At 69.8% G+C, this 23954-nt stretch carries 23 protein-coding genes and 2 pseudogenes; 15 read left to right on the forward strand and 10 right to left on the reverse strand.

Annotated elements, in window-relative coordinates; all coding sequences use genetic code 11:
* Positions 1 to 31 precede the first annotated feature (31 nt).
* Together D1J63_RS00155 and D1J63_RS37000 are read left to right on the forward strand one after the other, a co-directional pair.
* Complete coding sequence (locus D1J63_RS00155; protein ID WP_125627175.1) at positions 32 to 772, forward strand: hypothetical protein; 741 nt, start codon at positions 32 to 34, stop codon at positions 770 to 772.
* A 9-nt stretch (positions 773 to 781) separates the two neighbouring features.
* Positions 782 to 904: pseudogene (locus D1J63_RS37000) on the forward strand (transcriptional regulator); the annotation flags it as partial.
* Between the two features lie 464 nt (positions 905 to 1368).
* On the opposite strand, the gene D1J63_RS00165 reads toward D1J63_RS37000, so the two are convergent.
* Positions 1369 to 1896 (reverse strand): GNAT family N-acetyltransferase, encoded by a 528-nt coding sequence (locus D1J63_RS00165; protein ID WP_125627176.1) that lies wholly within the window; start codon positions 1894 to 1896, stop codon positions 1369 to 1371.
* A 178-nt stretch (positions 1897 to 2074) separates the two neighbouring features.
* Complete coding sequence (locus D1J63_RS00170; RefSeq protein ID WP_125627177.1) at positions 2075 to 2776, reverse strand: restriction endonuclease; 702 nt, start codon at positions 2774 to 2776, stop codon at positions 2075 to 2077.
* Positions 2777 to 3435: 659 nt separating this feature from the next.
* Here D1J63_RS00170 and D1J63_RS37515 point away from each other — a divergent pair.
* Entirely contained in the window at positions 3436 to 3561 is a 126-nt protein-coding gene (locus D1J63_RS37515) for a hypothetical protein (RefSeq protein WP_276323108.1), read from the forward strand.
* Positions 3562 to 3818: 257 nt separating this feature from the next.
* On the opposite strand, the gene D1J63_RS00185 is transcribed toward D1J63_RS37515, so the two are convergent.
* The gene (locus D1J63_RS00185) at positions 3819 to 4601 is read right to left on the reverse strand and encodes a hypothetical protein (RefSeq protein WP_125627179.1); all 783 of its coding nucleotides are present in this window, start codon (positions 4599 to 4601) and stop codon (positions 3819 to 3821) included.
* A 373-nt stretch (positions 4602 to 4974) separates the two neighbouring features.
* Between D1J63_RS00185 and D1J63_RS00190 the strand changes: the two genes are divergently transcribed.
* Positions 4975 to 5646, forward strand: a complete 672-nt coding sequence (locus D1J63_RS00190; RefSeq protein WP_240798602.1) for a DUF4328 domain-containing protein — start codon at positions 4975 to 4977, stop codon at positions 5644 to 5646.
* A 155-nt stretch (positions 5647 to 5801) separates the two neighbouring features.
* Here D1J63_RS00190 and D1J63_RS00195 read toward each other — a convergent pair whose 3' ends face one another.
* Positions 5802 to 6989 carry an MFS transporter gene (locus D1J63_RS00195; protein WP_125627181.1) on the reverse strand — a complete coding sequence of 396 codons (1188 nt, stop codon included), beginning with the start codon at positions 6987 to 6989 and terminating at the stop codon, positions 5802 to 5804.
* Between the two features lie 54 nt (positions 6990 to 7043).
* On the opposite strand from D1J63_RS00195, the gene D1J63_RS00200 reads away from it, so the two are divergent.
* The 4 genes from D1J63_RS00200 (at position 7044) to D1J63_RS00215 (ending at position 9781) form a co-directional block, all read left to right on the forward strand.
* Complete coding sequence (locus D1J63_RS00200) at positions 7044 to 7790, forward strand: helix-turn-helix transcriptional regulator (RefSeq protein ID WP_125627182.1); 747 nt, start codon at positions 7044 to 7046, stop codon at positions 7788 to 7790.
* Between the two features lie 103 nt (positions 7791 to 7893).
* Positions 7894 to 8385, forward strand: coding sequence for a DUF2975 domain-containing protein (locus D1J63_RS00205; protein ID WP_125627183.1), 492 nt, complete (start codon positions 7894 to 7896; stop codon positions 8383 to 8385).
* Positions 8385 to 8630, forward strand: coding sequence for a helix-turn-helix transcriptional regulator (locus tag D1J63_RS00210; protein ID WP_102930112.1), 246 nt, complete (start codon positions 8385 to 8387; stop codon positions 8628 to 8630). The genes D1J63_RS00205 and D1J63_RS00210 overlap by 1 nt, the downstream gene beginning before the upstream one ends.
* Positions 8627 to 9781, forward strand: coding sequence for an NAD(P)/FAD-dependent oxidoreductase (locus D1J63_RS00215; RefSeq protein ID WP_125627184.1), 1155 nt, complete (start codon positions 8627 to 8629; stop codon positions 9779 to 9781). The genes D1J63_RS00210 and D1J63_RS00215 overlap by 4 nt, the downstream gene beginning before the upstream one ends.
* A 78-nt stretch (positions 9782 to 9859) precedes the next feature.
* Here D1J63_RS00215 and D1J63_RS00220 read toward each other — a convergent pair whose 3' ends face one another.
* Both D1J63_RS00220 and D1J63_RS00225 read right to left on the reverse strand, forming a co-directional pair.
* On the reverse strand, positions 9860 to 10402 hold the full coding sequence (locus D1J63_RS00220) for a hypothetical protein (RefSeq protein ID WP_125627185.1): 543 nt from the start codon (positions 10400 to 10402) through the stop codon (positions 9860 to 9862).
* A gap of 57 nt (positions 10403 to 10459) precedes the next feature.
* Positions 10460 to 11959 (reverse strand): hypothetical protein, encoded by a 1500-nt coding sequence (locus D1J63_RS00225; RefSeq protein ID WP_241235489.1) that lies wholly within the window; start codon positions 11957 to 11959, stop codon positions 10460 to 10462.
* A 66-nt stretch (positions 11960 to 12025) separates the two neighbouring features.
* Between D1J63_RS00225 and D1J63_RS00230 the strand changes: the two are divergent.
* From D1J63_RS00230 to D1J63_RS00245, 4 genes and pseudogenes are all read left to right on the forward strand, one after another.
* A pseudogene (locus D1J63_RS00230) lies at positions 12026 to 12279 on the forward strand (hypothetical protein); the annotation flags it as partial.
* A 103-nt stretch (positions 12280 to 12382) separates the two neighbouring features.
* Positions 12383 to 17395, forward strand: coding sequence for a CHAT domain-containing protein (locus tag D1J63_RS00235; protein ID WP_125627187.1), 5013 nt, complete (start codon positions 12383 to 12385; stop codon positions 17393 to 17395).
* A gap of 48 nt (positions 17396 to 17443) precedes the next feature.
* Positions 17444 to 17701: a hypothetical protein gene (locus D1J63_RS00240; RefSeq protein ID WP_125627188.1), complete on the forward strand. Its 258-nt coding sequence runs from the start codon at positions 17444 to 17446 to the stop codon at positions 17699 to 17701.
* 8 nt (positions 17702 to 17709) lie between these two features.
* Positions 17710 to 18468 carry a DUF6338 family protein gene (locus D1J63_RS00245; protein WP_125627189.1) on the forward strand — a complete coding sequence of 253 codons (759 nt, stop codon included), beginning with the start codon at positions 17710 to 17712 and terminating at the stop codon, positions 18466 to 18468.
* Here the strand turns inward: D1J63_RS00245 and D1J63_RS00250 are convergent.
* Positions 18462 to 19058, reverse strand: coding sequence for a CGNR zinc finger domain-containing protein (locus tag D1J63_RS00250; RefSeq protein ID WP_125627190.1), 597 nt, complete (start codon positions 19056 to 19058; stop codon positions 18462 to 18464). The two genes, D1J63_RS00245 and D1J63_RS00250, sit on opposite strands and share 7 nt — an antisense overlap.
* A 38-nt stretch (positions 19059 to 19096) precedes the next feature.
* On the opposite strand from D1J63_RS00250, the gene D1J63_RS00255 reads away from it, so the two are divergent.
* A complete protein-coding gene (locus D1J63_RS00255; protein WP_125627191.1) occupies positions 19097 to 20299 on the forward strand; it encodes an MFS transporter in 1203 nt (400 codons plus the stop codon).
* 22 nt (positions 20300 to 20321) lie between these two features.
* Here the strand turns inward: D1J63_RS00255 and D1J63_RS36630 are convergent, their stop codons facing one another.
* Genes D1J63_RS36630 through D1J63_RS00265 form a run of 3 tightly spaced genes read right to left on the reverse strand, consistent with a single transcriptional unit; the run spans position 20322 to position 22506 of the window.
* On the reverse strand, positions 20322 to 20498 hold the full coding sequence (locus tag D1J63_RS36630) for a hypothetical protein (protein ID WP_164712663.1): 177 nt from the start codon (positions 20496 to 20498) through the stop codon (positions 20322 to 20324).
* A complete protein-coding gene (locus D1J63_RS00260) occupies positions 20495 to 21709 on the reverse strand; it encodes a glycosyltransferase (protein ID WP_125627192.1) in 1215 nt (404 codons plus the stop codon). Before D1J63_RS00260 ends, D1J63_RS36630 begins: the two co-directional genes overlap by 4 nt.
* Positions 21706 to 22506 (reverse strand): MerR family transcriptional regulator, encoded by an 801-nt coding sequence (locus D1J63_RS00265; protein ID WP_125627193.1) that lies wholly within the window; start codon positions 22504 to 22506, stop codon positions 21706 to 21708. The genes D1J63_RS00260 and D1J63_RS00265 overlap by 4 nt, the downstream gene beginning before the upstream one ends.
* A gap of 234 nt (positions 22507 to 22740) precedes the next feature.
* Between D1J63_RS00265 and D1J63_RS00270 the strand changes: the two genes are divergently transcribed.
* The gene (locus tag D1J63_RS00270) at positions 22741 to 23271 is read left to right on the forward strand and encodes an NUDIX domain-containing protein (RefSeq protein WP_125627194.1); all 531 of its coding nucleotides are present in this window, start codon (positions 22741 to 22743) and stop codon (positions 23269 to 23271) included.
* On the forward strand, positions 23268 to 23933 hold the full coding sequence (locus D1J63_RS00275; protein ID WP_125627195.1) for an MSMEG_1061 family FMN-dependent PPOX-type flavoprotein: 666 nt from the start codon (positions 23268 to 23270) through the stop codon (positions 23931 to 23933). The genes D1J63_RS00270 and D1J63_RS00275 overlap by 4 nt, the downstream gene beginning before the upstream one ends.
* Positions 23934 to 23954 lie beyond the last annotated feature (21 nt).

The following is a 23954-nucleotide window of genomic DNA, read 5'->3' on the forward strand; positions in this document are numbered from 1 at the left end:
TTCCCCTCATCACCGCACCCGGAGCGCGACCATGACTGCTCAGAAGGCCCTCACCTACGACGCGTTCGTTGAACTCGCGACCGCCGACCCGGCTGTCGTCGGGCTCGTCCTGAAAGGCTCTCGGGCCCATCAGGGCATGACCACCGAGCACTCCGACCATGACCTGTATGTCGTTCTCGACGATGACAGGGAGACGAACCTCTCACGGTTCGCCGGTCACCGCACCACGGAACTCGACCTCGTGATCGTCGGCCTGCACGAGTTCCGCGGCACCGCTGGAATCCCAGGCTTCGATCGCTACGCACTCGCCCGGGGCGAGGTCGTACTCGACCGGCTCGACGGCGGCATCGCCCGGATCCTCGCTGGTAAGGCACTGCTCGACACCGACGAAGCCTTCCAAGAAGCGGACAAATGGCTCGATGCCTACTCCAACTCCCTCTACCGCTCGGTCAAAAACGCCCGGGACGGCCATGCGTTTGCATGCAGGCTCGATGCCGCCGACAGCATCCGATTCCTGTTCGAGCTGCTTTTCGCTCTCGACCGTCGGCCCCGCCCCTTCAACAAGTACTTGGAATGGGAGCTTGCCCGGTTTCCACTGCCCGGCTGGGACAGCGCCGAGCTACTCGACGCCGCGGACAGCATCTCGGCAACAGGTGATGTATCAACCCAGCGTCGCCTCTTCGCCGAGGTCGAGGCAGCGGCCCGGCGGGCGGGGCACGGCGCGGTGCTGGACGCATGGGGTGAGGACTTGCACCTGATGCGACCGCAGTAGGGGTGCGGCCGCCTCGAGCGGGGCAGGGTGCCGCGCCTCTCGGGCGCCGTCCTTGCCGCGATCACCGGCGCCCTGCCGCTCACCGGCGCAGAGTCCGATCACCTCCGCGTCCTTGCGGGCACCGCACCAAACTGCGCCGGGCGCGACGCCCACCTGCTCCAGACCTTTCGTCCGTGTATGTGTCGATGATCTACCTTTCGGACACCTACGGCAAAAAAATGGCAACGTTCCAGCTGACCCGGCCTGCCTGCTCCTTGGAACGCTCTGTGCGCTGCTCCTTTGACTCCTTGAGCTGGTCCTCTGCGACACTGGCAGACATGAGCGTGCCCCACGCAGTCACCCCAAGACCCAGGGCGGCGACAGCGGCCGCGATGACAGCGGTGTGTTTGCTCCAGTCGGCGCACTAATACCAGGTGCGGACGGAGCGGAGCGCTCTGCGCGGCCATGTTGCAGGCGCGGGGTGGGACGTTGACGGTCGTTGCCGAATCGGCGGGCGGGGTGGGAGGTTCCGTATGCGCAAGCGCGGACGCGGATGGGGCATGTGACCTCTCAAGCTGTAGTGCACGAGCAGGCATCTTTCCGGTGGCGAGCGCGCATCAAAGGTTGCGGATGGACTGAGGTGCTGAGGCGTTGCGTTCCAGCAGTGTGATCGTGACGCCGGGTGCGATCTGTTGCTCGCCGACGGGCGTGAATCCGCGTCGGCGATACAGCGTGAGTGCGGGCAGGTTGGCTGTCCCGGTGGAGACGGTGGTCAGTTCCGCGGGCTCGATCGCGTCCAAGGCGTCGAGAAGCACGGTTGCGACGCCGCGGCGATGTGCGACGGGATGGACCACGAGTCGGCAGATGTCCAGAGCGCCGCTCGGCAAGCGGGTCCAGCCGACTGCTCCGACCAGCTTCGACTCGTCGCGCACCCCCAGGAAGGACTCATCACATGCGCGCAACTGCTCGAGGGATTCGAGCAGGGGCGGGAGGCCGTCGAAGCCGATGATTCGGGCTTCGACCGCATAGGAGGCCTGCTGGAGATCCCACAGCTGCCGCAGGGTGTTGGGATCGGCCAGGTCGAGTCGTGCCGGCTCGGCAAATGGCCGGTCGGATTCGGCGGTGGCGTAGCGTTGGTCGGTCATGCGGCGATTCTCCCAGGACGTGCGACCAGGAGGCCGTCTTTGCACTACGCACCGGAGCGGACCCGGGCGACCAGGTGGGCACCCGTGGTCACGCGCCAGCGGTCGGTAAGCCGGTGCCCGTGGTCCTCCACGAGCTGGAGTAGCCAGTCTCGACCCCCGACAAGGGGCAACCGCGCTCTCAGCTCAAGGACGACGGGCGACGCGGAGGCGGCACCGCCCGCAGCAGCTCCCACAGCGGACGCGAACCCGCCGCCCATACGGCCAGCGTCTGGCGGTCGACGACGTGCAGCCGCTGCTGCTTGGCGAACGTCACCGCGGGTCCGGTTACCCGGCCGTTCGTGACGATCACGGCGACGTCTGCGCCGTGCACCTGACGGGCCGTCCCGTTGAGCACCTGCAGGTCCGGCGTTCCCACCGCCGAGCCCTGGGCGCCGTCGCGGCGGTGCTTGCACTGGATCACCCACCGCCGCCCGAACGGGTCCGTGGCCTTCACGTCCGCGCCCAGGTCACCGCGCCCGCCGACCCGCTGGGCATCCCGGCAGCCGTCCCGCCGCATCAGCTCACGTATCGCCTCCTCGAACCGCGTGTGGTGCAGCGCGTCCAGCTGCGGCAGGCCGTAGCGCAGACCCTGCGCCCGCACCGTCTCCCACCGGGCTCGCTGCTGCCGGTTGTAGAACCAGCCGGCGCCCGCCAGCACCACAAACACCAGGACCACGACGAGCACCCACCAGTGCGCCAGCAGCCAGTTGACCACCATCACCACCAGCCCGATGCCGGCCGCCGCCACCACGGCGAAGACGACCAGCTGTGCGTCCCGCTGCTGCCTCCTCCGGCCGGGCCTCCTCGTACGCCGCTTCGCCGGCGGCCGCCGCCGGGTCACCGTTCCCACCGGATCGGGTACTGGACCGTGGGCCGAGGCTGTGGCGTCCGCGCCGTGGGGGCGTCGTCGAACCGGATCGGGTACTGGACCGTGGTCCGCGGCCCCGGAGTCTCCCCGCTCCCTGCCGAGACGTTGCCGTTGCCCAGCCCCACCACGACCAACGCCACCACACCGAAGATCATCGTTTCCCGTTTGGCGCCCGGAGCCCACCGCCAATGGCTGCGTACCGATGTCCCGTCAGAGCGCACGTATGACCGCACTAAAGGCATACAAGCCTCCCCCTCATAGCCACTCCCCCGCACAGCCACCCATGTTGACAGGAGCCACTGACAACGCGTCAGCACATCACTACGCAAGGTGATCGAGAAAGGGGAGAACAAGCCAGGTCAGGGAAGACGTGAAGGCTATGCGCCACATCAAGCACGGCTGGCCGGGTGCGCGCGCACGCGTGCTACTGCGAGCCGTAGCAGGCGTGCCCGTTCTGCCAGTGCCCGCACCGGGGCGCTACGCGGCGGACCGGTCCGTGGGGAACGCGGTCACCAGGAGTGCGTCGGCGGCGCGCGGTCCGGTCCCGCCGGGCAGCGTCTGCGTGCTGATCGGGTGAAGCCCGCCTCGTCGAGGGGTTTGGCCACACCTGTTCCTGGAGCACCCAGCGGCGCATGCCGGCCACCTCTCCGTCCGGGGTCCTGGCGCCGAGGACCGCGGCTCCGGGTCCGCTGTCCTGGCTCCAGCTCCAGCTCCAGCTCCAGGAGAAGCGGTCGGGCACGGCGCGGTCGGTGGCGTGACGGGTGCGGCCGTAGTGATGCCAGAGGTCTGCGGTGGGGGTGGTCACCCCGCCCATCCTGGCGGGCGCCGCCGACCCATGGGCTCGTGCGGCATGCCGACGTCGGCGGCTCCGGCTCTCAGGTTCTCGGTTTCATGGTCCGCAGGCGGGGCTCGGCGTCGGCGACGACCCGCCCTGACTCCTCCGTCATCCGGCCTTCCGCGTCAGTGATCGGACACCCCACCGCCACCGCCACGTCCAACGCCTCTGTCAGGACCGCTAAGCGACCATGAAGGACGTGATCGTGTTGGGCCCGTATCGGCCCAGCGTGTCCCGGGCCGCCACCTGCAGGTCCTCGAAGGTGCGGTAGGGCGGGGCGAATGTGATGGTCACCGAGGAGCCGGTGACGTGCGTCCACGTACTGTCGGTCCTGAACCTGAAGCGGTAGCCGACGACCGGGGAGTCCCCGTCCGCAGGGGTGAACGTAAAGGTGCCCGTGATCCCCGCTCCGCCTGCGGCTACGCAGGAGTTGGCGGTGCACTCGCTGTACGGGCCGCCATAGCTGATCTTCGGCGCGAGCGGCGCCGTCGGGTCCACGGTGAAGTAGCAGAACGCGGTGGCGGCCGAGGCGGTGTACTGGGTCTGGTCAGTCGCGTAGGCCCAGGTCGCGGCCGACATCCGGTAGACGGTGCCCGGGGCGAGACTCGTCGACAGAACCGTCGTGACGAGCATGTCGTCGCTCACGAACCCCGTGGAGGGGACCAGGCTGTCGGCGACCGGCGCCCACGAACCGTCCGGGTTGCGGCTGTCGACGGTGAAGTCGGCCCGGAGGTCGGGTGATGGTGAGACGTCAGCCTCGTCGTGGACACGGGCGGTCAATTGCGGCCGTGGGCTGCCGATGGTGTCGGGAGCGGACTCGTCCGCGGCACAACCGACGCCGCCGCCCCCAACGATGCCCTGCTCCGTCGGCACGGAGGGCGCGGAGATCTCGTCGGCGTGCGCCGCGGTGAGAGGCGCCGAGGCGAGCAGACCTGCCGCCGCCAAGACCCCCACACGGTTCATGCGGCGCCCCTTGAACAGGCCGTATCTGCGTTTTCCCTCGGACTTGAACATCCCCACCCCTACCCTCAACACATGCGAACATCTATGCGACTCAAGGAGCTTATGCACACCCCTCGGTAGGCGCCACGCAGTATCAGCCGACCGTCGCCGCACCCCCTCCGCTGGTGTGCGGCGGCGACAGCCCGGCAGCCGCACACCGGGCGGGGCGCCGGAGCGGCCGGAGGCGGCTGCACGTATGGGATAAGGTCCCGGTGCCGACCGTCCAGACACGGTCGCCTGCCGCGCCGTCCTTGGAGAGGCGCCGCACTCACCTCCAGCTCAGAGGCCTTTCATGACGTATGCGTCCACACCCGTGCCCAGTTCGCAACCGCCCGTGCCCCGCCGCGTGCTGCGTTCGCCCGTCGGCCTCGCGCACGCCGTCACCGTGCTGCTCGCCGTCGTCATCGCGGCCGATCTGCTGATCGTCGCTGCCTCGCTCAACATGCGCGGGCTGATGGGCGAGGTGACCTCGGGCGGCATCGTCGACGTCGGTGAGGACGAGGCGAACCGTGCCGACTACGCGATGGCCGGATCGGCCGTGCTGTACGGCGCCGCCGTATTGGCGACCGCTGTCGTCTTCATCATCTGGTTCCACCGGGTACGCCACAACGCCGAGGTGTTCGCGCCCGACACCCAGAGCAAGACTCCCGGTTGGGCGATCGCCTGCTGGGTCATCCCGATCGCGAACCTCTGGATCCCGCGCACCATCGCCGCCGACATACTGCGGGCCGCGCAGCCCGAGCCCTACAGCCGAGTACTGCGGCACCGCGGGCTCCTCAACGCCTGGTGGGGTGCCTGGGTTTGGACCGTGACCTTCGACCGCTACGCCTCCAACACGTATGACAAGGCCCAGGACCCCGACGCGATCCGTGACGCGACGGAGCTGGTCATGGCCAGTGCCGCATTCGACGTCCTGGCGGCGGTGCTCGCCATTCTCTTCGTACGCCGACTGACCGCTGCCCAGCACGCGAAAGCCCTCGCGAAGCCGACCGCACCGGAACATTGAGCCCTCAGTCGGCCGGCTCGGTAGCCACGAAGCTGTCGACCCGATGCGCCGGTTCGTGTGGAGCAGCTTTCCCCGGGTCGCCTGAAGGGACCGGATGGCGGGCAGCAGCCCCCGCAGTACGGGGCGACTCCTTCCTGGCGTCGGTGCTCCGTGTCTCAAGTGGTGGTTACCTGCGCGTCTACGTCGTTGCGAGGCTGTACGGCTCGGTGTACGGCGGGCTCGAGCAGGCCTCGGAAGAGGAGCCAGCTGAGCAGCGGCATCACGATGAGCGGGACGAGTGCGGTCTTGAGGGAGGCGGAGTCGGCGATGGCTCCGAGTACGGGACCGGCCAGTCCGCCGATGCTGACCGTCAGGCCGAGCGTGACGCCGGAGGCTGTGCCGACGCGGGAGGGGAGGTAGTCCTGCCCGAGAGTGACCTGGAGGGAGAAGGGGACGTACAGGCCCGCCGAGGTGAGGGCCACGAAGAGGTAGAGCGCCGGGCCGGGAGCGAAGACGACGCCGGCGACGGCGATGACCGAGATGAGGTAGGACCGGCGACACACTCGGACGCGGTCCCACCGGCCGGCCAGGTGGCCGCCGAGGACGGAGCCGATGGCCCCACCGAGGTAGAGAACGAAGAGCGCCGCAGTTCCGGCGGCGGAGCTTCCCCCCAGACGCTGCTGGGCGTACAACGCGATGAACGTGCTCAGGCCGACGAACACGATCGAGCGGAACACTACGGCCAGGGAGAGCATTACGAAGGACTTCACGTCGTCGTCCCCGGTCGTGGTCCCGGTGCCGGTACCCGTGGCATTCCGCCGGCCGAGCGTGTGCAGGACGGGCAGGCACAGGGCCGTGCCGGCCAGGGCGGGCAGGACGAGCAGCGGGGTGGCCTGCAGCCCCCGGGGGCCGATCACGGCGCAGACCATCAGGGGGGCGAGGGCGAAACCGACGTTGCCGCCGAGGGAGAACCAGGCCATGCCGGTGTGGCTGCCCCGGCTGGCGAGTCGGGCGACCCGGGCTGATTCAGGGTGGTAGGCGGCGACGCCGATCCCCGAAAGGGCCACGAAGACCAGCGTGATGCCGTATGAACCGTTCAGCCCGCTCAGGGCGATGCCGACGCCGCCCAGCAAGGTGCTGAGCGGGAGGAGCCAGGGCATGGCCCAGCGATCAGTGAGCGCCCCGAAGACCGGCTGGGCGACGGACGACAGCAAGGACGCGGCCAGCACGATCCCGGAGGCGACGGCGTAGCTGTAGGCGCGCTCGGCCACGAAGAACGGCACGAGAGAGGCCACGGCGCCCTGGTAGATGTCGACGCAGGCGTGTCCGACGGACAAGAGGGTGAGGGAGGTTCTGGTACGCACCCCTCCCATGCTGGCGGCCGTCCGGCTGTCGCGCTTTCGGTAAGGTGCCAACTTATGCAGGAAATCCGCCACACGCCGGTGGCGCCGACACGTACCCAGCACCTGGCCTCCGGCGCCTGTATCGACGCGCACCGGCACGACGATCACCAGATCATCTATGCCGGCCGGGGCACCATCGCGGTCACCACTGTCGCGGGGACGTGGGTGACGCCGGCCACGCGCGCGATCTGGGTGCCCGCCGGAACCGTGCACGCCCACCAGGCCCACGGGCAACTTGAGTTGCATCTGGTGGGCGTTCCCTCGCGCGAGAATCCACTGGCTCTTGACGAGCCCGCCGTACTGGGAGTGAGCCCGCTGCTGCGGGAGCTGATCATCTCCCACACCAGTGCCCCTGAAGGGCACAGCGACGAGCAGCTCCGGCTGCGGGCGGTGCTGCTCGACCAGTTGCGGCTCGCTCCCCAGCAGCCGCTGCACCTGCCTGCCCCTTCCATGCCGCTTCTGGCTGAGGTGTGCGACATGCTGCGCTCGGACCCGGCGGACGGCCGTTCCCTGGCCGAGCTGGGCCGACGGGTCGGCACCAGCGAACGGACCCTGTCCAGGATGTTCCGTCGCGACCTGGGCATGAGCTTCACGCAGTGGCGTACACAGATGCGGTTGCACCATGCGCTGGTCCTGCTCTCCGAGAAGACGCCCGTCACCTCCGTGGCCCACCAGTGCGGCTGGTCGTCGGCCAGCACCTTCATCGACGTCTTCCGCCGCACCTTCGGCCACACGCCGGGCAGCCACCACAACGCCGTTTGACGTGACTGCGCGTGTGCGCGTGCGGCCCGGCCGCCGGCCGCCACCTTGCCTCACCTATCGAATCTCGATAGATTCCCATTGCCTTTCGATCGAAGGAGAAGTGATGGGAAAGATCACCGTGCTGGCGTTGCGCGCCGTGCTCGTGGCACTGCTCGCCGGTTCGCTGTTCGTGCAGACCGTGATGGTCGCGCTGCTGGCCGACGACATGGAGGGCGGTGTGCTCGCCGACCGGCGCGTGCCGATCCTGCTGATCGTGGTCCTGGGCATCGGCACGGCCCAGACCGTCCTGGTCTGCGTATGGCGGCTGGTGAACATGGTGCGACGCGGGAACGTGTTCTCCGACGGCGCCTTCCGGTACGTGCATGTCGTGATCGGCGCTTTCACCGCTGCGGCGCTCCTGGTCTTCGTGCTGGGCGTCGTTCTGGCGCCGGGTGAGGCCGTGGCCCCGGGCGTCGTCCTGCTGCTCGGCGGTATCTCCTTGGCGGTCTTCGCGGTCGCCCTGATCGTGCTCGTGCTGCGGATGCTGCTCGCCCAGGCGGTCGCCCGCGAGGTCGAGGCGACCCGGATGCAGGCCGAGCTGGCCGGGGTGATCTGATGCCGATCGTCGTCGACATCGACGTGATGCTGGCCAGGCGCAAGATGTCCGTGGGCGAACTCGCCGAACGCGTCGGCATCACCCCCGCCAACCTGGCGGTTCTCAAGAACGGCCGTGCCAAGGCGGTCCGGTTCACCACCCTGGCCGCGCTCTGCGAGGTCCTGGACTGCCAGCCCGGGGACCTGCTGCGCTGGGAGCCCGAAAGCCTGGCGAACGAGGCCACGGCCGCGGGGCGTCACCTGTGACGACACCGACCGGCACCGACCAGCTCGGGCCCACCGCCCGTACCGACGTCCTCGTCGTCGGCGGCGGGCTGGCCGGCCTCCACACCGCCACACTCCTCGCACGGCAGGGACACGACGTCCTCCTGGTCGACCGGCGCACCAGTCTCGCCGGCGCTGTCCGCACCACGGGAATCTTCGTACGGAAGACGCTCGACGACTTCCCGCTGCCGCCCGAGCACCTCGGCCCACCGATTCGTCGGGTCGTCCTGTACCCACCCGACCTGCGCCGCCCCGTCGCCCTGGTCAGCAGCCGCGACGAGTACCGCGTAGGAGACATGGCCCCTCTCTACACGGCGACGGCAGCCACCGCGACGACCGCCGGCGTGCGGATCGCCCTGGGCACGCGCTACGCCGGACGGCAGGGCGACACGTTCCGCCTCCTCGGCCGCGACGGGCCCACGGCGGTCCGAGCGCGTTTCGTCGTCGGTGCCGACGGAGCCCGCTCCAGCGTCGCCCGCGACCTCGCCCTCGACCGCAACCACCACCTGCTGGTCGGAGCCGAAGAGGTCTTCGAGCTTGCGGGCCGCGACGGGCCTCCGACCTTCCACTGCGTGCTCGACCCCTCGATCGCTCCTGGCTACTTGGCGTGGGTGGTCAACGACGGCCAGCACGCGCACGTGGGCGTCGCAGGCTATGCGGACCGCTTCCCGGACGGACTCCGAGGAGCACTGCGACGGTTCAGCGCGTCAGCGCCCGGCGTGTCCGGCGTGGACCGTCCGGAAGCGGTGGAGCGGCGCGGCGGCCCGATTCCCGTCGGGGGCGTACTGCGCCGGATCGGCTGCGCCGTCGGCCTTCTGGTGGGGGACGCGGCCGGCGCGGTCTCCCCGCTCACCGCCGGCGGCCTCGATCCCTGTCTGCGGCTGTCGGAGTTCGCGGCCGAAGTCCTGGACCACGCACTGCGTATCGGGCGGCCGGACACGCTGTCCACCTACGACGGAGCCGCTCTGCGTGCCGCATTCCGAAGCCGGCTGACCCTGCGCAGAGGACTGGCCCAGGTGCGCACACCCGCCATGGCCCAAGCGGCTTTCACACTGCTCCGCACGCCGGTCGGCCGGGCCGCGGCGGGCCGGATCCTCTTCGGCGACAAGTCCTTCCCGACCCCTGCCCGTTGACCACGAGACCGATCGCCCGCCGCCCAGGGCCACTCCGTGGTGATCAGCTAGGTGAAGAGGCGTACCCCGGGTTGTCTGTCAGCGGCTGGAGACGGCGCTCGCGGTGACGTCGGCCAGCTCTGCGGCCGAGTCGGAGGTCAGACGGTAGAAGCCCTGGAGGCTGACCGAGTTCTCGAGACGGCCGTCCACCACATACTTCAGCTGGCGGGTCCGACCTCGGCGGTTGCGCCAGGTGAGTCTGGCCAGCAGCTCACCGGGAATGGGGGTGTCGAAGCGTACGGGTGTGGCGTCCACATGCACCGGCTCGGCGCCGCAGCCCCCGGCGCCGAGCATCGACCAGTCGTCGTGCCCGGGGTGGGCAGGGTCCTCCCACGTTGCGGGAGCCGTACCGCAGCAGGCGCGCCGCTCACGATCGACCACCCGCATCCGGCTCACCACGAACACCTCACGCCGGTTGACATGCAACGCGTACACCTCATCGCCCGCCTGAGCCCCCGTCCACGCGGGGAGGGAGGAATGAACACCGCTGAACGCAACCGGCGGCCGCTCCCCCACACGGCCGGCCTTGCGCAGCGCGCGGCACACGTCCTGGGTCCACAACACGGTGAAGGCATCAGACATGCGGTGATTCTATGGACGGGCACTGACACCCCCTGCGATCGCTACAGGGGGCGTCGTTCAACGCCGCGCCCCCGTCTGTGGGGTGGCGGCTCCGCTCAGGCAGTGGTCGAGGAGCGTGTGCATGCGGGGGACGGGGAGGGACGGGTTGGCCGCGGCGCCCTCTGCGGTGCGAAGGTCGGTGAGGAGGGTTTCCAAGGTTTCCGGTGTCAGGGTCGGGTTGGTGGCGGCTGCCCGGCGTACCGCATCGTCGGGGTCTTCCAGCGGGGGTTCGGGCACGGTCGGGTCGGCCGCGGCCAGGGCGCGCACCTCCGGGTCCGGGTGACCGACGAGGTGCGCCCGGCCGGTGCAGGGGAACGCGGGCAGGGTCAGCAGGTGCGGACGGTGGGCCGGGCGGGTGACGAAGACGTCCAGCAGGAGACGGGGCGGGGCCAGTGGGTGGTGGCAGGCCAGCCGGATCCGTACCTCCTCGTCATCGTCCAGCGCCAGAGTCCCGACGAGCTCTGCGGGCAGACCGGGCCAGCTCGCCGCGACCCGGCGAAGCACCGGCTCTTCGGACGCCGCGCAGGCGACGTACCAGTCGGACGACGGTTCGGTGGCCGGCCGCGTGATCGGGCAGGTGCAGTCGGGACCGTGGTCGACGACCTTTTGAACCTCCTCGAATTCGGCCCAGGTACGGATGGAGGACTGGAGGCGGGCACGCATCCGCACGTCCTCGTCCGGGTCCTGTCTCAGCTCCGCCGCCTCCGGTCCCAGGTCGGGCCGGGTGGCGACCAGCCTGCGAATCTCCGTATCGGGGTGGCGGGCGAGCCTGGCGAGGGCATCGGCCGGAGTGTGACGGTTCCGGGCCAGCGGGTACGCCTCGTCGTGCGCGAAGCACTGCTCGACGACCGCGGGTGACAGGGCACACGTGCCGAGTACGAACCATCTGTTGCGTGATCCGATGGGGGGCAGCTCGGCCTCCACTGTCGCCGGGTCCAGCTGTCGGCCACCCCTCCTGGCTGCTTCCCGTACGGCGGGGTCGGGATCGTCCAGCAGGGCATCGCGCTGCGCAGCGGTGAGGGACTGCCACTGGAAGGCGGCGTACAGACGGAGTGCGGGGTGGTCGTGACCGGCCATGTCCCGCGGGAAGGACGGAGGGACCTGCCGGGAGGACCAGAGCTCTCCGGCGATCTCCCTTTCGGTGAGCCTGCCGTCCTCGCCTCCCTCCTGGGCGGTCAGGAAGGTGACGAGGATGTCGTCCGGCAGGGGCCGGACCCACCGCGGCTGGAGCCGGGGGCCACCGGCGAGATACGCACGGACGAGTCCCGAAGGGTCCGATGCCAAGGGAGCGAGTCGTGCGGGGTCGACGTGCAGGTTGCGGGCGAGGGCGCCGCGGATCCGCTCGGCCGGGTGGCGGAGGGCCATGTCGGTGACGTCGTCGGGCAGGTCGCGGCCCTCGCACATCAGCGAACCGGCCTCACCGGCCGCTTCGTCCAGGAGACGTGTCAGCACGTCGGCGGGCGCCGCCGCGTTGAAGGCGATGCCGCGCAGCCAGAGTTCACGGAGAGAGTCGGGCACCACGTCATCATGCCCTCCGTGACCGTACGCGGCAGACCGCCAGGTTCTGCATCCGTCCCCGCCGATGGTGCGGTGAGTGCCGCGGCGCGCTGGCCGAGGCGTGTCTGCGGACGTTGGACTACGGCCACGACCTGGACACCGACGAGATGCGCGAGGGGTTCGCGCCCTGGTTCCATGGCCTCGACGTGGTGTCCGAACGGGATCCCGTCCCGGAGTCACTGGCCGCCATGGCCAGGCTGCCCCGGGCCTGTGGCCGGTACGAATCGTCCTTGGCTCTGTGCGACCGCGCCGGTGCCGTCGATCGGGTGATGTGGACGGCTAGGAAGTGAAAGCCCCCTAGTAGCACTTGGCTACGCCGAGTGATCCCTCTCGGACGTATCTCAACCCCCCACGCCGGCCCTTCCCAGCCACTAGCATCCTTCTTTGCTGATTGATAAGTGTCGGGTCGGCGATTGCGGGGGGCTCGTGGGGCAGCGTGACGAACTGTTGACCGCGGTGCGGGCACGGGTGGACGAGGTGAGTTCCACAGGCGACTCGTCTGCGGTGCTGACCGCTGCGGCTCGCTCGGAAGCGCGCCGTCTGGCTGAGCGCGTCGAGGGCGAATTCGATGTGGAGGCAGCGTATGCCCTGGGCTGGCTGCACTACTTGCGGTCTGAGGCATTGCCCGATGCGACAGCTGGACGGGACCTGGAGGACTCGCTCCAGTTCTTCACCGGATGCTTCATCGCGGGATGGAACGATCTCCCACGTCCGCTTCTCGCCGCTCTGGCCGAACGGGCGGTCCCTGCCGGGATGGACGGGCTCGAATACGCGTCCCAGGGAACTGCCGACCCGACGTTTCTGACATCTCTCGTCGCATTGTGGCGGCGCATCGCGGACAACATCCCGGCTGGTGCTCCGGAGTGGCCCCGGGCCCAGGCGAACCTTGGTGCCGCATTGCAGCGGCGGTTCGCACTCCTTGGGGAAGCGGCAGACGCCGATGAGGCGGTGAACGCGATCGATGCGGCAGTCGGAGGAACTCCTGACGATCACCCCTACAACGCCATGCTCCTGTCGGACTTGGCGGTCGCCCTGGTGGGGCGGTTCGAGTGCTTCGGCTCGCCCCGGGATCAGGACGACGCGGTGGACGCGGCACGGGCATCTGTCCAGGCCACTCCAGAGGACAGCCCTCACAGAGCGATGCATCTGGGAACCCTTGCTTCTGCACTGCGGGTCCGCTTCGACCGGACAGCCGAGGCGGCGGATCTGGAGCAGGCTGTGGAGGTGAGCCGTGCCGCTGTCCGGGCCATGCCGGAAGACCACGCCGACCGGGCCGAGTACTTGAACTTCCTGATTCGCAATCTGCGGATCCGGTTTCAGCGAACGCAGGACCTGGAGGACTTGCGAGAGGCCGTGGAGATGGGGCGCGAGGCCGTCCGGTGCACTCATGGTCACGATTCCGCGCATGCCTACTCTCTCCACCTCCTCGGTTTCGCACTGCAGGAGCGTTTCGAACACACCGAGGACCTCACGGATTTGGACGAGGCAATTGAAGCAGCGCGAGCGGCTGCGCATGCCGCCCTGTCCGACCCACCCCGTCGCGCCGCCTATTTGAACAATCTCGATGCCGCGCTGCAGATGCGTTTCGAGTGCACCGGCGAGCTCTCCGATCTGGACGAGGCAGTCGAGGCGGGACGGGAGGCTGTCCGAGTGACTCCTCGTGATTACCCGGACCGTGCCGACTACCTGTCCAATGTGGCCATCGCGTTGCGGAGGCGCTTCGAGCGCAGCCGGGTGCCTGCGGATCTCGATGAAGCCGTGGAGGCGGGGCGGGCGGCTGTCCACGCAACCAGGGACGCCCATCCCAACTACCGTGTCTACCAAGCCAACCTGGGAGTCACTCTGCTGGCCCGCGTCACGCATACGGGCGACTCCACAGGTTTGGACGAGGCAGTGGACGCGATCCGCGCAGCCATGCCCAGCACGCCCGGCGGCGATCCCGTGACGACGGCCGAGGCGCACGGTTACCTGGGTCAAGCCCTTTTGAGACGCCACCAGTTCCACGGCCGGCCGGGAGACCTGGAGGCGGCCCTGGCCGAGCTGCGTGAAGCCCACCAAGGGCTTGAGTCCCTCGGCCCGGACCATCCCAAGTGGCTGGCGCCCACCCGCAATCTGGGCGCCGCTCTGCTTCTGGCCGGCCACGTCGCGGAGGCGGCGGCCGTCTTCCGGCGCGTTGTCACCGTCCAGTCCCAGGGCAGTCCGGAGGCGGCGGAGACGCACCTCATGCTCGGCAGTGCCTGCCGAACGATGTACCTCAGACACCGTCGTCGACAGGATCTCGACGACTGCCTGCTCAGCCTGTGGGCCGCCCACAGCACGTCGTCGTCCGCGCCCGGGGCCGTACGGATGCGAGCCGATGTCGCTCAACTCCTCGCGGCCGCGATTCTCGACCTGTACGACGTCGACAGGGAGGGCCGGTACCTTGAAGAGGCCGCCCGGACGGTCGGCGAGTGCCTGGAGCGCGAGGACCGTACAGAGGCGCGTATGCGGCTTCTGGTCCGGCGGGCAGAGGTGCACTACGCCTCGTACCACCACACCGGAAACCGTGATGAGTTGGATGCCGTGATCGCCACGGCCGACGAGATTCTCCTCGAGGCCGCGGCCGACGCCGAGGCCTCCCTGTCCGTGCGGTGGGAGTCCGCCATCGGACCGACGCTGGCGCGGGCCCTGTGCGACAGGTTCCGCCTGGAGCCGGACCGGCGCGACCTCGACCTTGCCGTCGAGACGGCACAGGACGTCCTGGAGCGGGCGGCCGAGGAAGCCCGGAACCCGGCCGATCACGCCTCCAAGCTACTCGTCCTCGGTTACGCACTGACACTGCGCGGGGAAGCCTTCGGATCACCGACGGACGCGGACCACGCCGTCGAATGCCTCACCGAAGCACTCGATCTCCTGCCTGCCGACTCACCGCAGCGCTGCCGCACCCACGCCGAACTGGGCAACGCGCTCCGGGCCCGCGCCGAGATCTCCGGGGTCGTCGGCGACCTCGATGCCGCGGTCGCCGCGTACCGTGAGGCCGCTACGGGCGAAGCCGATCACTTCACTCTCACCGGGTTCGCAACCGCGCGACTTGCCCGCTTCCTGCGCCGCGGCGGGCGTGCCGATCTCGACGAAGCCATCACGCTGAGCCGAGCCGCCGCCCGATCCGCCCCGGACCACGAACGACACTCCGCGCTGCACCTCGCCGGAAGCGCCCTGGGGCTGCGTTTCGTCCACTTCGGCGACCAGAGGGACCTGGACGGCGCGATCGAGACAGGCGAACAGGCCCTCCGGGCGATACCGCCCCGCCATACGGAGCGCCCCGCCTATCTGTCGAACCTGGCACTGGCTCACGGCAGCCGCTTCCGCGAGCTGGCTCCCCCACCCGATCTCGACGGCTTGTCCGGCCGGTCGGCCGATGAGACCGACAGCCTGACCTCCCTGCTGATGTACGACATCGACAGGTCGATCGACCTGTTGCGTGAGGCGCTCGATACCGTTCCGGCCGGCCACCGCTATCGCACGGGACTCCTGGCGAACCTGGCGCACGCGCTGGCGGACCGCTTCGAGGCGGCCCCCCGGTGGGCTGACCGCCAGGCTGCGCTCACCAGTGTTACCGACGCCCTGAACGAGTGCCCCGAGGGGCGGCCGGAGCGAGCCCAGTTACTGCACGTGCGGGCCCGGCTGCTGCTCGGCGGAGCCTCGGCCGGCCCCGGCTCGACCACCGAGGCCACCGAGGCCACCGAGGCCGACGACCGGACCGCCGCCACAGAGGCGCTGCGGGAGGCCGCCGAGGCGGCGACGGCCTCTCCCCTGTTGCGCATGACGGCACTGCGCGAGCTGGCCATGCACACACCCGATCCGGCCTCCGCCCTGGCCGCCTACGAACAGGCGATGGCCTGTGTCCCGCTGGTCGCCTGGCACGGTCTCAGCCGCCGCGACCGCGAGCGGCACCTGACCCATGTCGGCCCCCTCACCCAGGAGGCCGCCGCGGCGGCGCTGGACTCGGGCTGTCCGGAGCGGGCCGTCGAACTGCTGGAGCACGGCCGAGCCATCCTGTGGAGCCAGTCCCTCGACACCGATCCCGACTTGGACGCGGTACGCCGGGCGGCGCCCGACCTCGCGGATCGGCTGGACGAGGTGCGCGCCCGCCTGCTTGCCCTGGACGCCGGGCACGACAGTCCGAACGCCGCCGTTGAACCCACGGACCAGCGTATGAACCTGGCCCGCGAATGGGACGCGCTGTGCGAGCAGGTGCGACAACAAGTCCCCGGATGCCGAGACTTCCTGCGCCCGCCCGGCTTCGCCCACCTGCGCACGGCTGCGGTGAACGGCACGGTCGTGCTGATCAACACCGCCGAACGCCGCAGCGACGCCCTGGCCCTGTCCCCGAACGGGCTGACCGTGATTCCCTTGCCGCGGCTCAGCCCACGCACCGTGCACCACCACGTGACCATGTACATGAGTGCGCTCGAATCGTACGAGTACACGGACCTGCTGACAGCCATTGACGAACGTTCCGTCAAGGGGCAACTCGACCAGCTCGGCTTCATGATGCGGGACGTCCTGAACTGGCTGTGGGACGCCGCCGTCGAACCCGTACTCGATGCGCTTGGCCACACCGGCGAGCCAACCGATGGTGTCTGGCCGCGGGTGTGGTGGTGCCCTGCCGGGCCGCTCACCTTCCTGCCGTTTCACGCCGCAGGTCGCTACCACCCGGAGTTCCGGCCGGGGGCCTGCGTCCTGGACCGGGTCGTATCCTCCTACACGCCGACACTGCGCTCTCTGATTCAGGCCCGCACGAGACCGTCTCCCGATGCCGGACGCCGGCGCATGCTGGTTGTCGCGATGCCCGAGACACCGGGACTGCCACCGCTCCCGGACGCGGAAGAGGACGTTGAGGCAGTGACCGCCTGCTTCCCCGGCCGGACCAGCGTCGTCGTCGGCCCCGAAGCCACTCGGGATGCCGTGCGCCGTGCGCTGGGCGACCACAGCTGGGCACACTTCTCCTGCCACGGCGACCTGGATCCTCACGCCCCGTCGCGCAGCGGGCTGCGGCTCCACGACGGGACGCTGACCGTCGCCGATCTGGGACGGCTACGACTGGAACACGCGGATTTCGCCTTCCTGTCCAGCTGCAAGACGGCGCTCACGGGGTTCGGCCTGCCCGACGAAGCAGTCCACATCTCCGCCGCCCTCCAGTTCGCCGGATACCGGCACGTGGTGGCCACCATGTGGACGACGCTCGGCCGATACGGCAGTCTCGTCGCCGACCGTCTGTACGACTTCCTCGCCACCAACGGAGAGCTGGCATCGGAGGAGTGCGCGCTCGCACTCCACCACGCTGTTCGGGAGGTGCGCGCCCAGCCGGGCATGGAACTGGTGATCTGGACGCCCTTCATCCACACCGGCCCATGAAATCCATCCGTCCGCAATGCGGCCCACTTGGCACACAAGGAGGTACTGATGGCAGACGACGACGCAGACGCCGACGCCGCCGCTCCCACCCCGCAGTCGAAGCCACGCGGACGGCGGCCGCTCACCAGCCCGCGCGAGGAACTCCTCAACGGCCCGAAACACGGCGGCCAGGCCATGGGCATCGGCGTGGACTTGCCCGCACCGGTCTCCGACATTCCTGACGCCCCGCCCAGCCTGGCTGACGGCACCACAATCGACGGCGCCGGTCGGCAAGGTGAACACCGTGCGGACGACGAGGAGAGCTGAGCTGCGCCATGCCCAGTTCCCTCCTCGGTCTGGTTCTCTTCGTCGTCTGCCTGGTCCCGGGATTCGTCTATGTGGCAGCCCGGGACATGCGACTGCCGGAGCGCACCTCGTCCGCGTTCCGCGAGACCACCCGTGTCGTACTGGCCAGCCTCGCCTTCGACGGAATCGTCCTCGCGGTGTTCGCGCTGATCCGTACGGCGTCACCGGGTCTCACCCCTGACACCGGCCGCCTCGTGCGCGAGGGCTGGGCCTACGCGCGCGACGACTACGGGCGGCTGACGCTGTGGTCCTGCGCGTTGCTCGCCGCCGCGGCCTGCGTCGCGCTGGCAGCCGCCCGGCTGCTTCCACGCGGCCCGGGCCCGCTGTCGGTCGAGTCGTCGTGGTGGCTGCTGTTCGACCGGTATCCGGCGCTTGTCGGGGCGAAGTGCACGTATGTCGGCTGCGAACTCGTCGACGGGTCCTATCTGGCCGGCGTGCTCAAGCACTTCGCGCACCAGGCCGAGGAGACGAGCGACCGGGAACTGGCCCTGGCTGCTCCGCTGGAGTACCGGTCTCACCCGGGGGCACCTTCCCGACGGCTCACCGGTCACCAATTGGTGTCGGTGAGCGCCGGCCAGATCAAGTTCCTGACCGTGACCTATCTTGATCACGTACCTCAGCCCGGGCACGTCCCGGCCACCGGCCCGGAGGGCGGCGACTCCACACAGAGGGGACCCGCTGCCTCCCCTGCACCCTCCGCAGGGGCCGATGCCTCTCCCTCTCAGTAGGTGTCCTTCTGTCGTTCGGTGGAGTGGGAGTGTCGGTGCGCTGCGACGCGTTCGCGGGTGGCGCATCGGCGGGAGCAGTAGCGGCGTTCCGGGCCGCTGCCTTGGGCGATGAAGACGTTGTGGCAGCTGGTTGAGGCGCAGATCCTGCCGGGCGGGCGTTGGCGGTCCCAGACGAGGACGGTCAGGGCCATGCAGGACGAGGCGAGGAGCCACTCGTCCCAGGGGGCGTTGTCGTCGTGGTCGAGGTGAGGATGCCAGGGGGTGCTGCCGCCGTGCGAGGTCAGGCGGAGCGGTCCGGTGTGGTCTTCGAGGAGGCGGTTGAGGGTGACCGCGGCGTCATCCGCGTGCTCGGCCGCGAAGACCTGCCGCAGTAGGGCAGCGGCTGCGCGCATCCCGGTGACGTCGCGGGGCGTGAGGTCGATGGGGTCGGTTTCACCGTATGCGCGGAGCACGTCGGCGACGTCGCTCGGGTCGGGGCGCTCGTCAGTGAGCGCGTTGATCAGGGCGGCGGTGCGCCGAGCCGTGGTCAGTACGGAATGCCGGGTGGACCATTCGGTGCTGTGGAAGGACACCTGCGGAATGTAACGCATCTTGCCAACTTTTGAGTTACCTCCGTAACGTCTTGTCGATGACAAAGCGTTACTCGCTCCGCCTCTATCTCGCTGGAGCAGTGGCAGCTCGCGCCGGGGACGAAATGTCGGGACCGTCGCTGATGCTGGCGGCATTCGCCCTGGCCGGATCGGCCGTCGAGGCGTCGTCGCTGCTCGCGGGCATCACGATCTCTGCCGCGGTGGGCGGGCCAGTACTCGGCGCGCTCCTTGACCGAGCCGGACGGCCGGGACGCCTGCTGGCCGGGGCCCTCCTCCTGTACGCGGCGGGGCTGGGGGTGATTCTCGCGGGCCTGGACCGGTTGCCGTTCGGTGTCACCGTCTCGATCGCTGTGGTGACGGGGCTGCTGGGGCCGGCTCTCTCGGGCGGATGGACGGCCCAGCTGCCCCGTGTGGTGCCGGGCGACCGCCTGCCCCGGTCGAACGTGCTCGACGCCATGACGTTCAGCATGGCGAGTCTGGCCGGTCCGGCTCTCGCCGGCGGCGTGGCGGAGACGTTGGGCGCCCCGACGGCCGTGGTGGTCTCCGCGGCACTCATCGGTCTGGCTCTGCCGGCTGCCTGGATGCTGCCCGCCCGTACCGGCGGGGCTCGGGGCGCTCGGACCATGTCAGTGGTGAGCGATCTTGCTGCCGGTCTGCGCGTCATCACCGGAAGACCGTCGCTGGCCCGAGCGACCCTCACCTCGACGCTCTCGTGCGCTGCTCAGGGCATGCTGATGGCCTGCGTTCCGCTCCTGGGCGAGCGCGTCCTGGGCGGAGCGGGCCGGGGCGCGTTGCTGCTCTCCTGCACGGCGATCTCCGCTCTGGTGGCCAACGCCGTACTGGCCCGGTTTCCACGTTCGATCGCCCCCGACACGGTGATCTGGGCCAGTGCCCTCGTCCAGGCTGCCGCGTTGGCCTTGGCCATATGGGGTCAACCAGCCGTGCTCATCGTGGCCGTCCTCATTGCCGGGATCGGTGAGGGACCCCAATTGGCTGCCTTGTTCGCGGTTCGCCACCGGGAGGCCCCTGAACGGCTGCGCGGGCAGATATTCACCACCGGGGCCAGTTTGAAGATCACCGGGTTCTCTCTCGGGGCGGCGGTTGCCGGACCGTTCGCGACCTGGTCCCTTCCGGGCACCTTGGCGTTCGCAGCGGGCGTGGCGGTCCTCGCCGCACTGGGCTTCTTCGTCGTCCCGTCGGCATCTGCTCATCAACCCGAGGACCGTGTGAAGTCAGGTTGATCAGGCACGCGCAGGGTGAGGATCAGTGAGCGGTCGGCCCGTGGCATCGTCGCTCGTCCCTCTGGGCGCGACCGGCGAGGGCCGGCAACAGCCGCCGCACCTCCTCCGGGCCGGCCTTGTCACTGTCCGCCGCCCGCATCCGGCCGATCGCCACCACGGCGGGAATGCTCAGCCATGCTGTCTCGCTCTGGGTCGTCATCCCTCGGTCAGTTGCCGGATGGCCCTGAGTGTCTGCCGTGCCCCGTCTTCGGTCGCCATGTGTTGTGCCGCTTCCGCGGCGGCTCGGCTGTGCGACTGCCGCTTCACCACTTGGTGAAGGCGGTCGGCCAGCCGTTCGGCGGTGAGGGCGCCGAACGGGATGGGGTCGGTGGCGGCGCCGACGGCGGCGAGTCGCCTTGCCCAGAACGGCTGGTCCGCGGTGACCGGGACGGGGACGGCGGGTACTCCGGCACGCAGCGCGGCGGCGGAGGTGCCGGCTCCGGCGTGGTGGACCACCGCGGCCAGCCGTGGGAACAGCAGGGTGTGCGGTACGTCCCCGATGGTGAGTACGTCGTCCCGGTCGGCGGCGAGGTGGGCGCTGCCGGCCTGGAGGATGCCGCGCAGTCCGGCGCGGCGCAGCGCTCGCACGGCGATCTCGCTCAGTCGTTCCCCGTCGCCGGAGGCCATGCTGCCGAAACCGATGAGGACGGGCCGGGGTCCGGCGGACAGGAAGTCCTCGAGTTCGGGGGGCAGCCGTTCGGCCGGGTCGTGGTGGGGCCACCAGTTTCCTACGACGTCCAGGCCGGGGCGCCAGTCGGAGGGTCGGGGCACCAGGGCCGTGCTGAAGCCGTGCAGGATGGGCCAGTTCGCCCGTTCCCGTCGCCGGCGCGCCTCGGCCGGCGAGGCCGGAGGGAGAGCGAGACGGTGGCGCAGTTGTGTGACGGCCTGTGCGTAGACGCGGTCGGCCATCCGCAGGGCGAAGCGCCCGGTTGCCCGGTTGGCGAGTCGGCCCAGTGAGCGGGAGCCGGTCACGACGGGTGGGAAGTCGCCGGTCGGTGCGGTGGGCTGGAGGTACACGCCGAGGCTCGGGGTGCCCGTGGCCTCGGCGATGTGCCAGCCGAGCGGGGCCGTGGTGGTGGACAGCAGGAGCAGGTCCGTGCCTTGGTCCACGGCGTCGGCGAAGCCCTGGCCGAGTTCGGTGACGAAGGCGGCGGCGGTCCGCATCAGGCCGCGTTTGCCCGCGACATCGCCACGGGCCCTGGTATCGGCGGGCAGGCTGCGGAACTCCAGCCCCGCGTCGTGTGCCAGGGGTGCGAAGGCGTCGGTGGCGGCGAGGGCGACGTCGTAGCCGGCCCGACGCAGTTCGGCGCCCAGGCCCGTGTAGGGCGCGACGTCGCCGCGCGAGCCGGCTGCGGCGATCGTGATTCTCATCGGTTCTCCTCGACATCGGTGCCGTCACCGGCGTGGCGGGCCGCGTTGGCGTAGACGGCCCTGCGTGTGTAGGCGGCCAGGCCGGGGCGTTGCTGGGAGGGCGGTACGACCAGGGCGAAGGCACGCGGGTCGGCGACGAAGTCGTCCGCGATGCGCCGGTGCATGTCGGGCGGGCAGGAGGTGAACCAGCGTGCGATGTGCAGCCGGTGTTCCTCGGCGAGGTCCATGGCCCGCTCGCCGTCGCTCGGTTGCCCGTCGTCGAAAGCGGCGAGCAACTCCGCGCGCCATGCGCCGGCTTCGTCCATGAGCCGGCGCCAGTCCTCTTTGGTGTGGGCGTCCGCGCGTGCCATCGCCTCGCGCTGCCCTTGCGAGTGCGCCCACTTCAGCTCTGCCTCGGTGGCGTAACTCAGGTCGAAGGCGACCTCGCCGAAAACCTCGAAGCGCTCTTCGGGGGTCAGGGGCACCCCGGTCTTCTGGACCTCGATGGCCCGCTCCGCCACCTCGGCCAGCCGCTGCAGGCGGACGATCTCCTCGTTCAGTTCTCGCTGGCGGGCCCGGAGCCGCTCCAGGGGGTTCACCTGCGGGTCCTTGAAGATCGCGGCGATCTCGTCGAGGGGGAAGCCGAGTTCCCGGTAGAAGAGGATCTGCTGGAGACGGACGAGGTCGGCCTCGTTGTAGAGGCGGTATCCGGCGGGGCTGCGGTCACTGGGCGAGAGCAGTCCCGCCTTGTCGTAGTGATGCAGGGTCCGCACCGTCACCCCGGCGAGCGTCGAGACCTGTCCCACGGAGTAGCTCATCCACCTGCCCTTTCGTCAGCAGCAGCCTCAAGCCTGACGCAGGGGGAGGGTCAAGTCGCGCTCGGGCGGGACTTGGCGGGAGGCGCCGTTCACAGGGGCCGGGGCCGGACCAGATCGTCACGAGCGTGGCCACGAACCGGTCGTGATCCGGCAAGTCGGTCGAGGCGGCCGGGAACCGGGGCCGCCTCGATGCCTCCGGCAAGCTGGAGGATGGCCCGCTCTACGCTGTCGGTCATGCCCGCTCACGAACCGTCGTTCACCGTCGACGATGACGTCCAAGTCCCCGCCCCCGGCTCGGACGAGGTCTGGACCGTCGGTGCTGTCGTCCTCAACCGGGAGGGTCGGGCCTTCGCCCAGAAGCGGAGTTCGGACCGTCGCCTGTTTCCCGGGGCCTGGGACATCGTGGGCGGCCATGTCGAGGAGGGGGAAACGCTTCTGGAGGCTCTCGCACGTGAGGTCGAGGAGGAGACCGGCTGGCGGCTGACTCACGTCCGGCGGTTCCTCGGTATCACGACCTGGACGGGGGACGACGACGGTGGTCTGCGTCACGAGGCCGACTACCTGGTCGAGGTCGAAGGCGACCTGGACCACCCCGCGCTGGAGTGGTCGAAGCATTCCGCCTGCGACTGGTTCGGCCCCGACAATCTCGCCCGTCTCAAGGAGAACTGCGGCCCCGGGCAGTTCATGATCCACGACCTCGTCGCCCGGACCATCAAAGATCACCCGGACAGGCCACCGGATCGCCTACTAGGGTCGCTCCTATGATGATCGACACCGGCGCCACCGGCTTGCTGTTCGATTCCCTGCGGGCGGATGCCCTCACCAGCCCGGATCAGCTGCGCGAGCTCTACCCGCAGCCGAACCCGAACGCGCTGCGGAAGGAGACCGACCGCCTGACCGAGGAGACCCGGGCGCTGATCGGCTGTTCCTCGCTGGTGTTCATCGGTAGCGCGGACCACGAGGGCCGGACGGACGTCACGCCGCGCGGCGGCCCGCCCGGGTTCGTCTCGGTGCTCGACGAGCAGACCCTGGTGATCCCCGACGCGACCGGCAACAAGCGGCTCGACACCCTGCACAACGTGCTGGAGACCGGACGCCTCGGGCTGCTCTTCCTCGTCCCCGGCCGCCCGACCACCCTGCGCGTCAACGGCCGCGCCTGCGTCTCCGCGCGCCCGGAACTGCTGGCCCAACTCACACCCGTAGGGAAACCACCGGTCACCGCGCTGGTCGTGCACATCGAGCAGGTCTACCCGCACTGCCCGAAGTCACTGATGCGCGCCAACGCCTGGCGACCGGAGCAGTGGCTGCCTGCCGACGCCCAGCCGAGCAGCGCCGAGGTGACCTTGGCCCAGCTGGACCTGCCCGGCCTGACCCTGACCCAGATCGAGGAGGCCGAACAGGAGTCCCTGCGCCTGCGCTACGAGTGAGGCACTGGTCGTGGCCGGGTT

The organism is Streptomyces sp. KPB2 (assembly GCF_003950055.1).
In the GTDB taxonomy this organism is placed as follows: Bacteria; Actinomycetota; Actinomycetes; order Streptomycetales; family Streptomycetaceae; genus Streptomyces; species Streptomyces salinarius.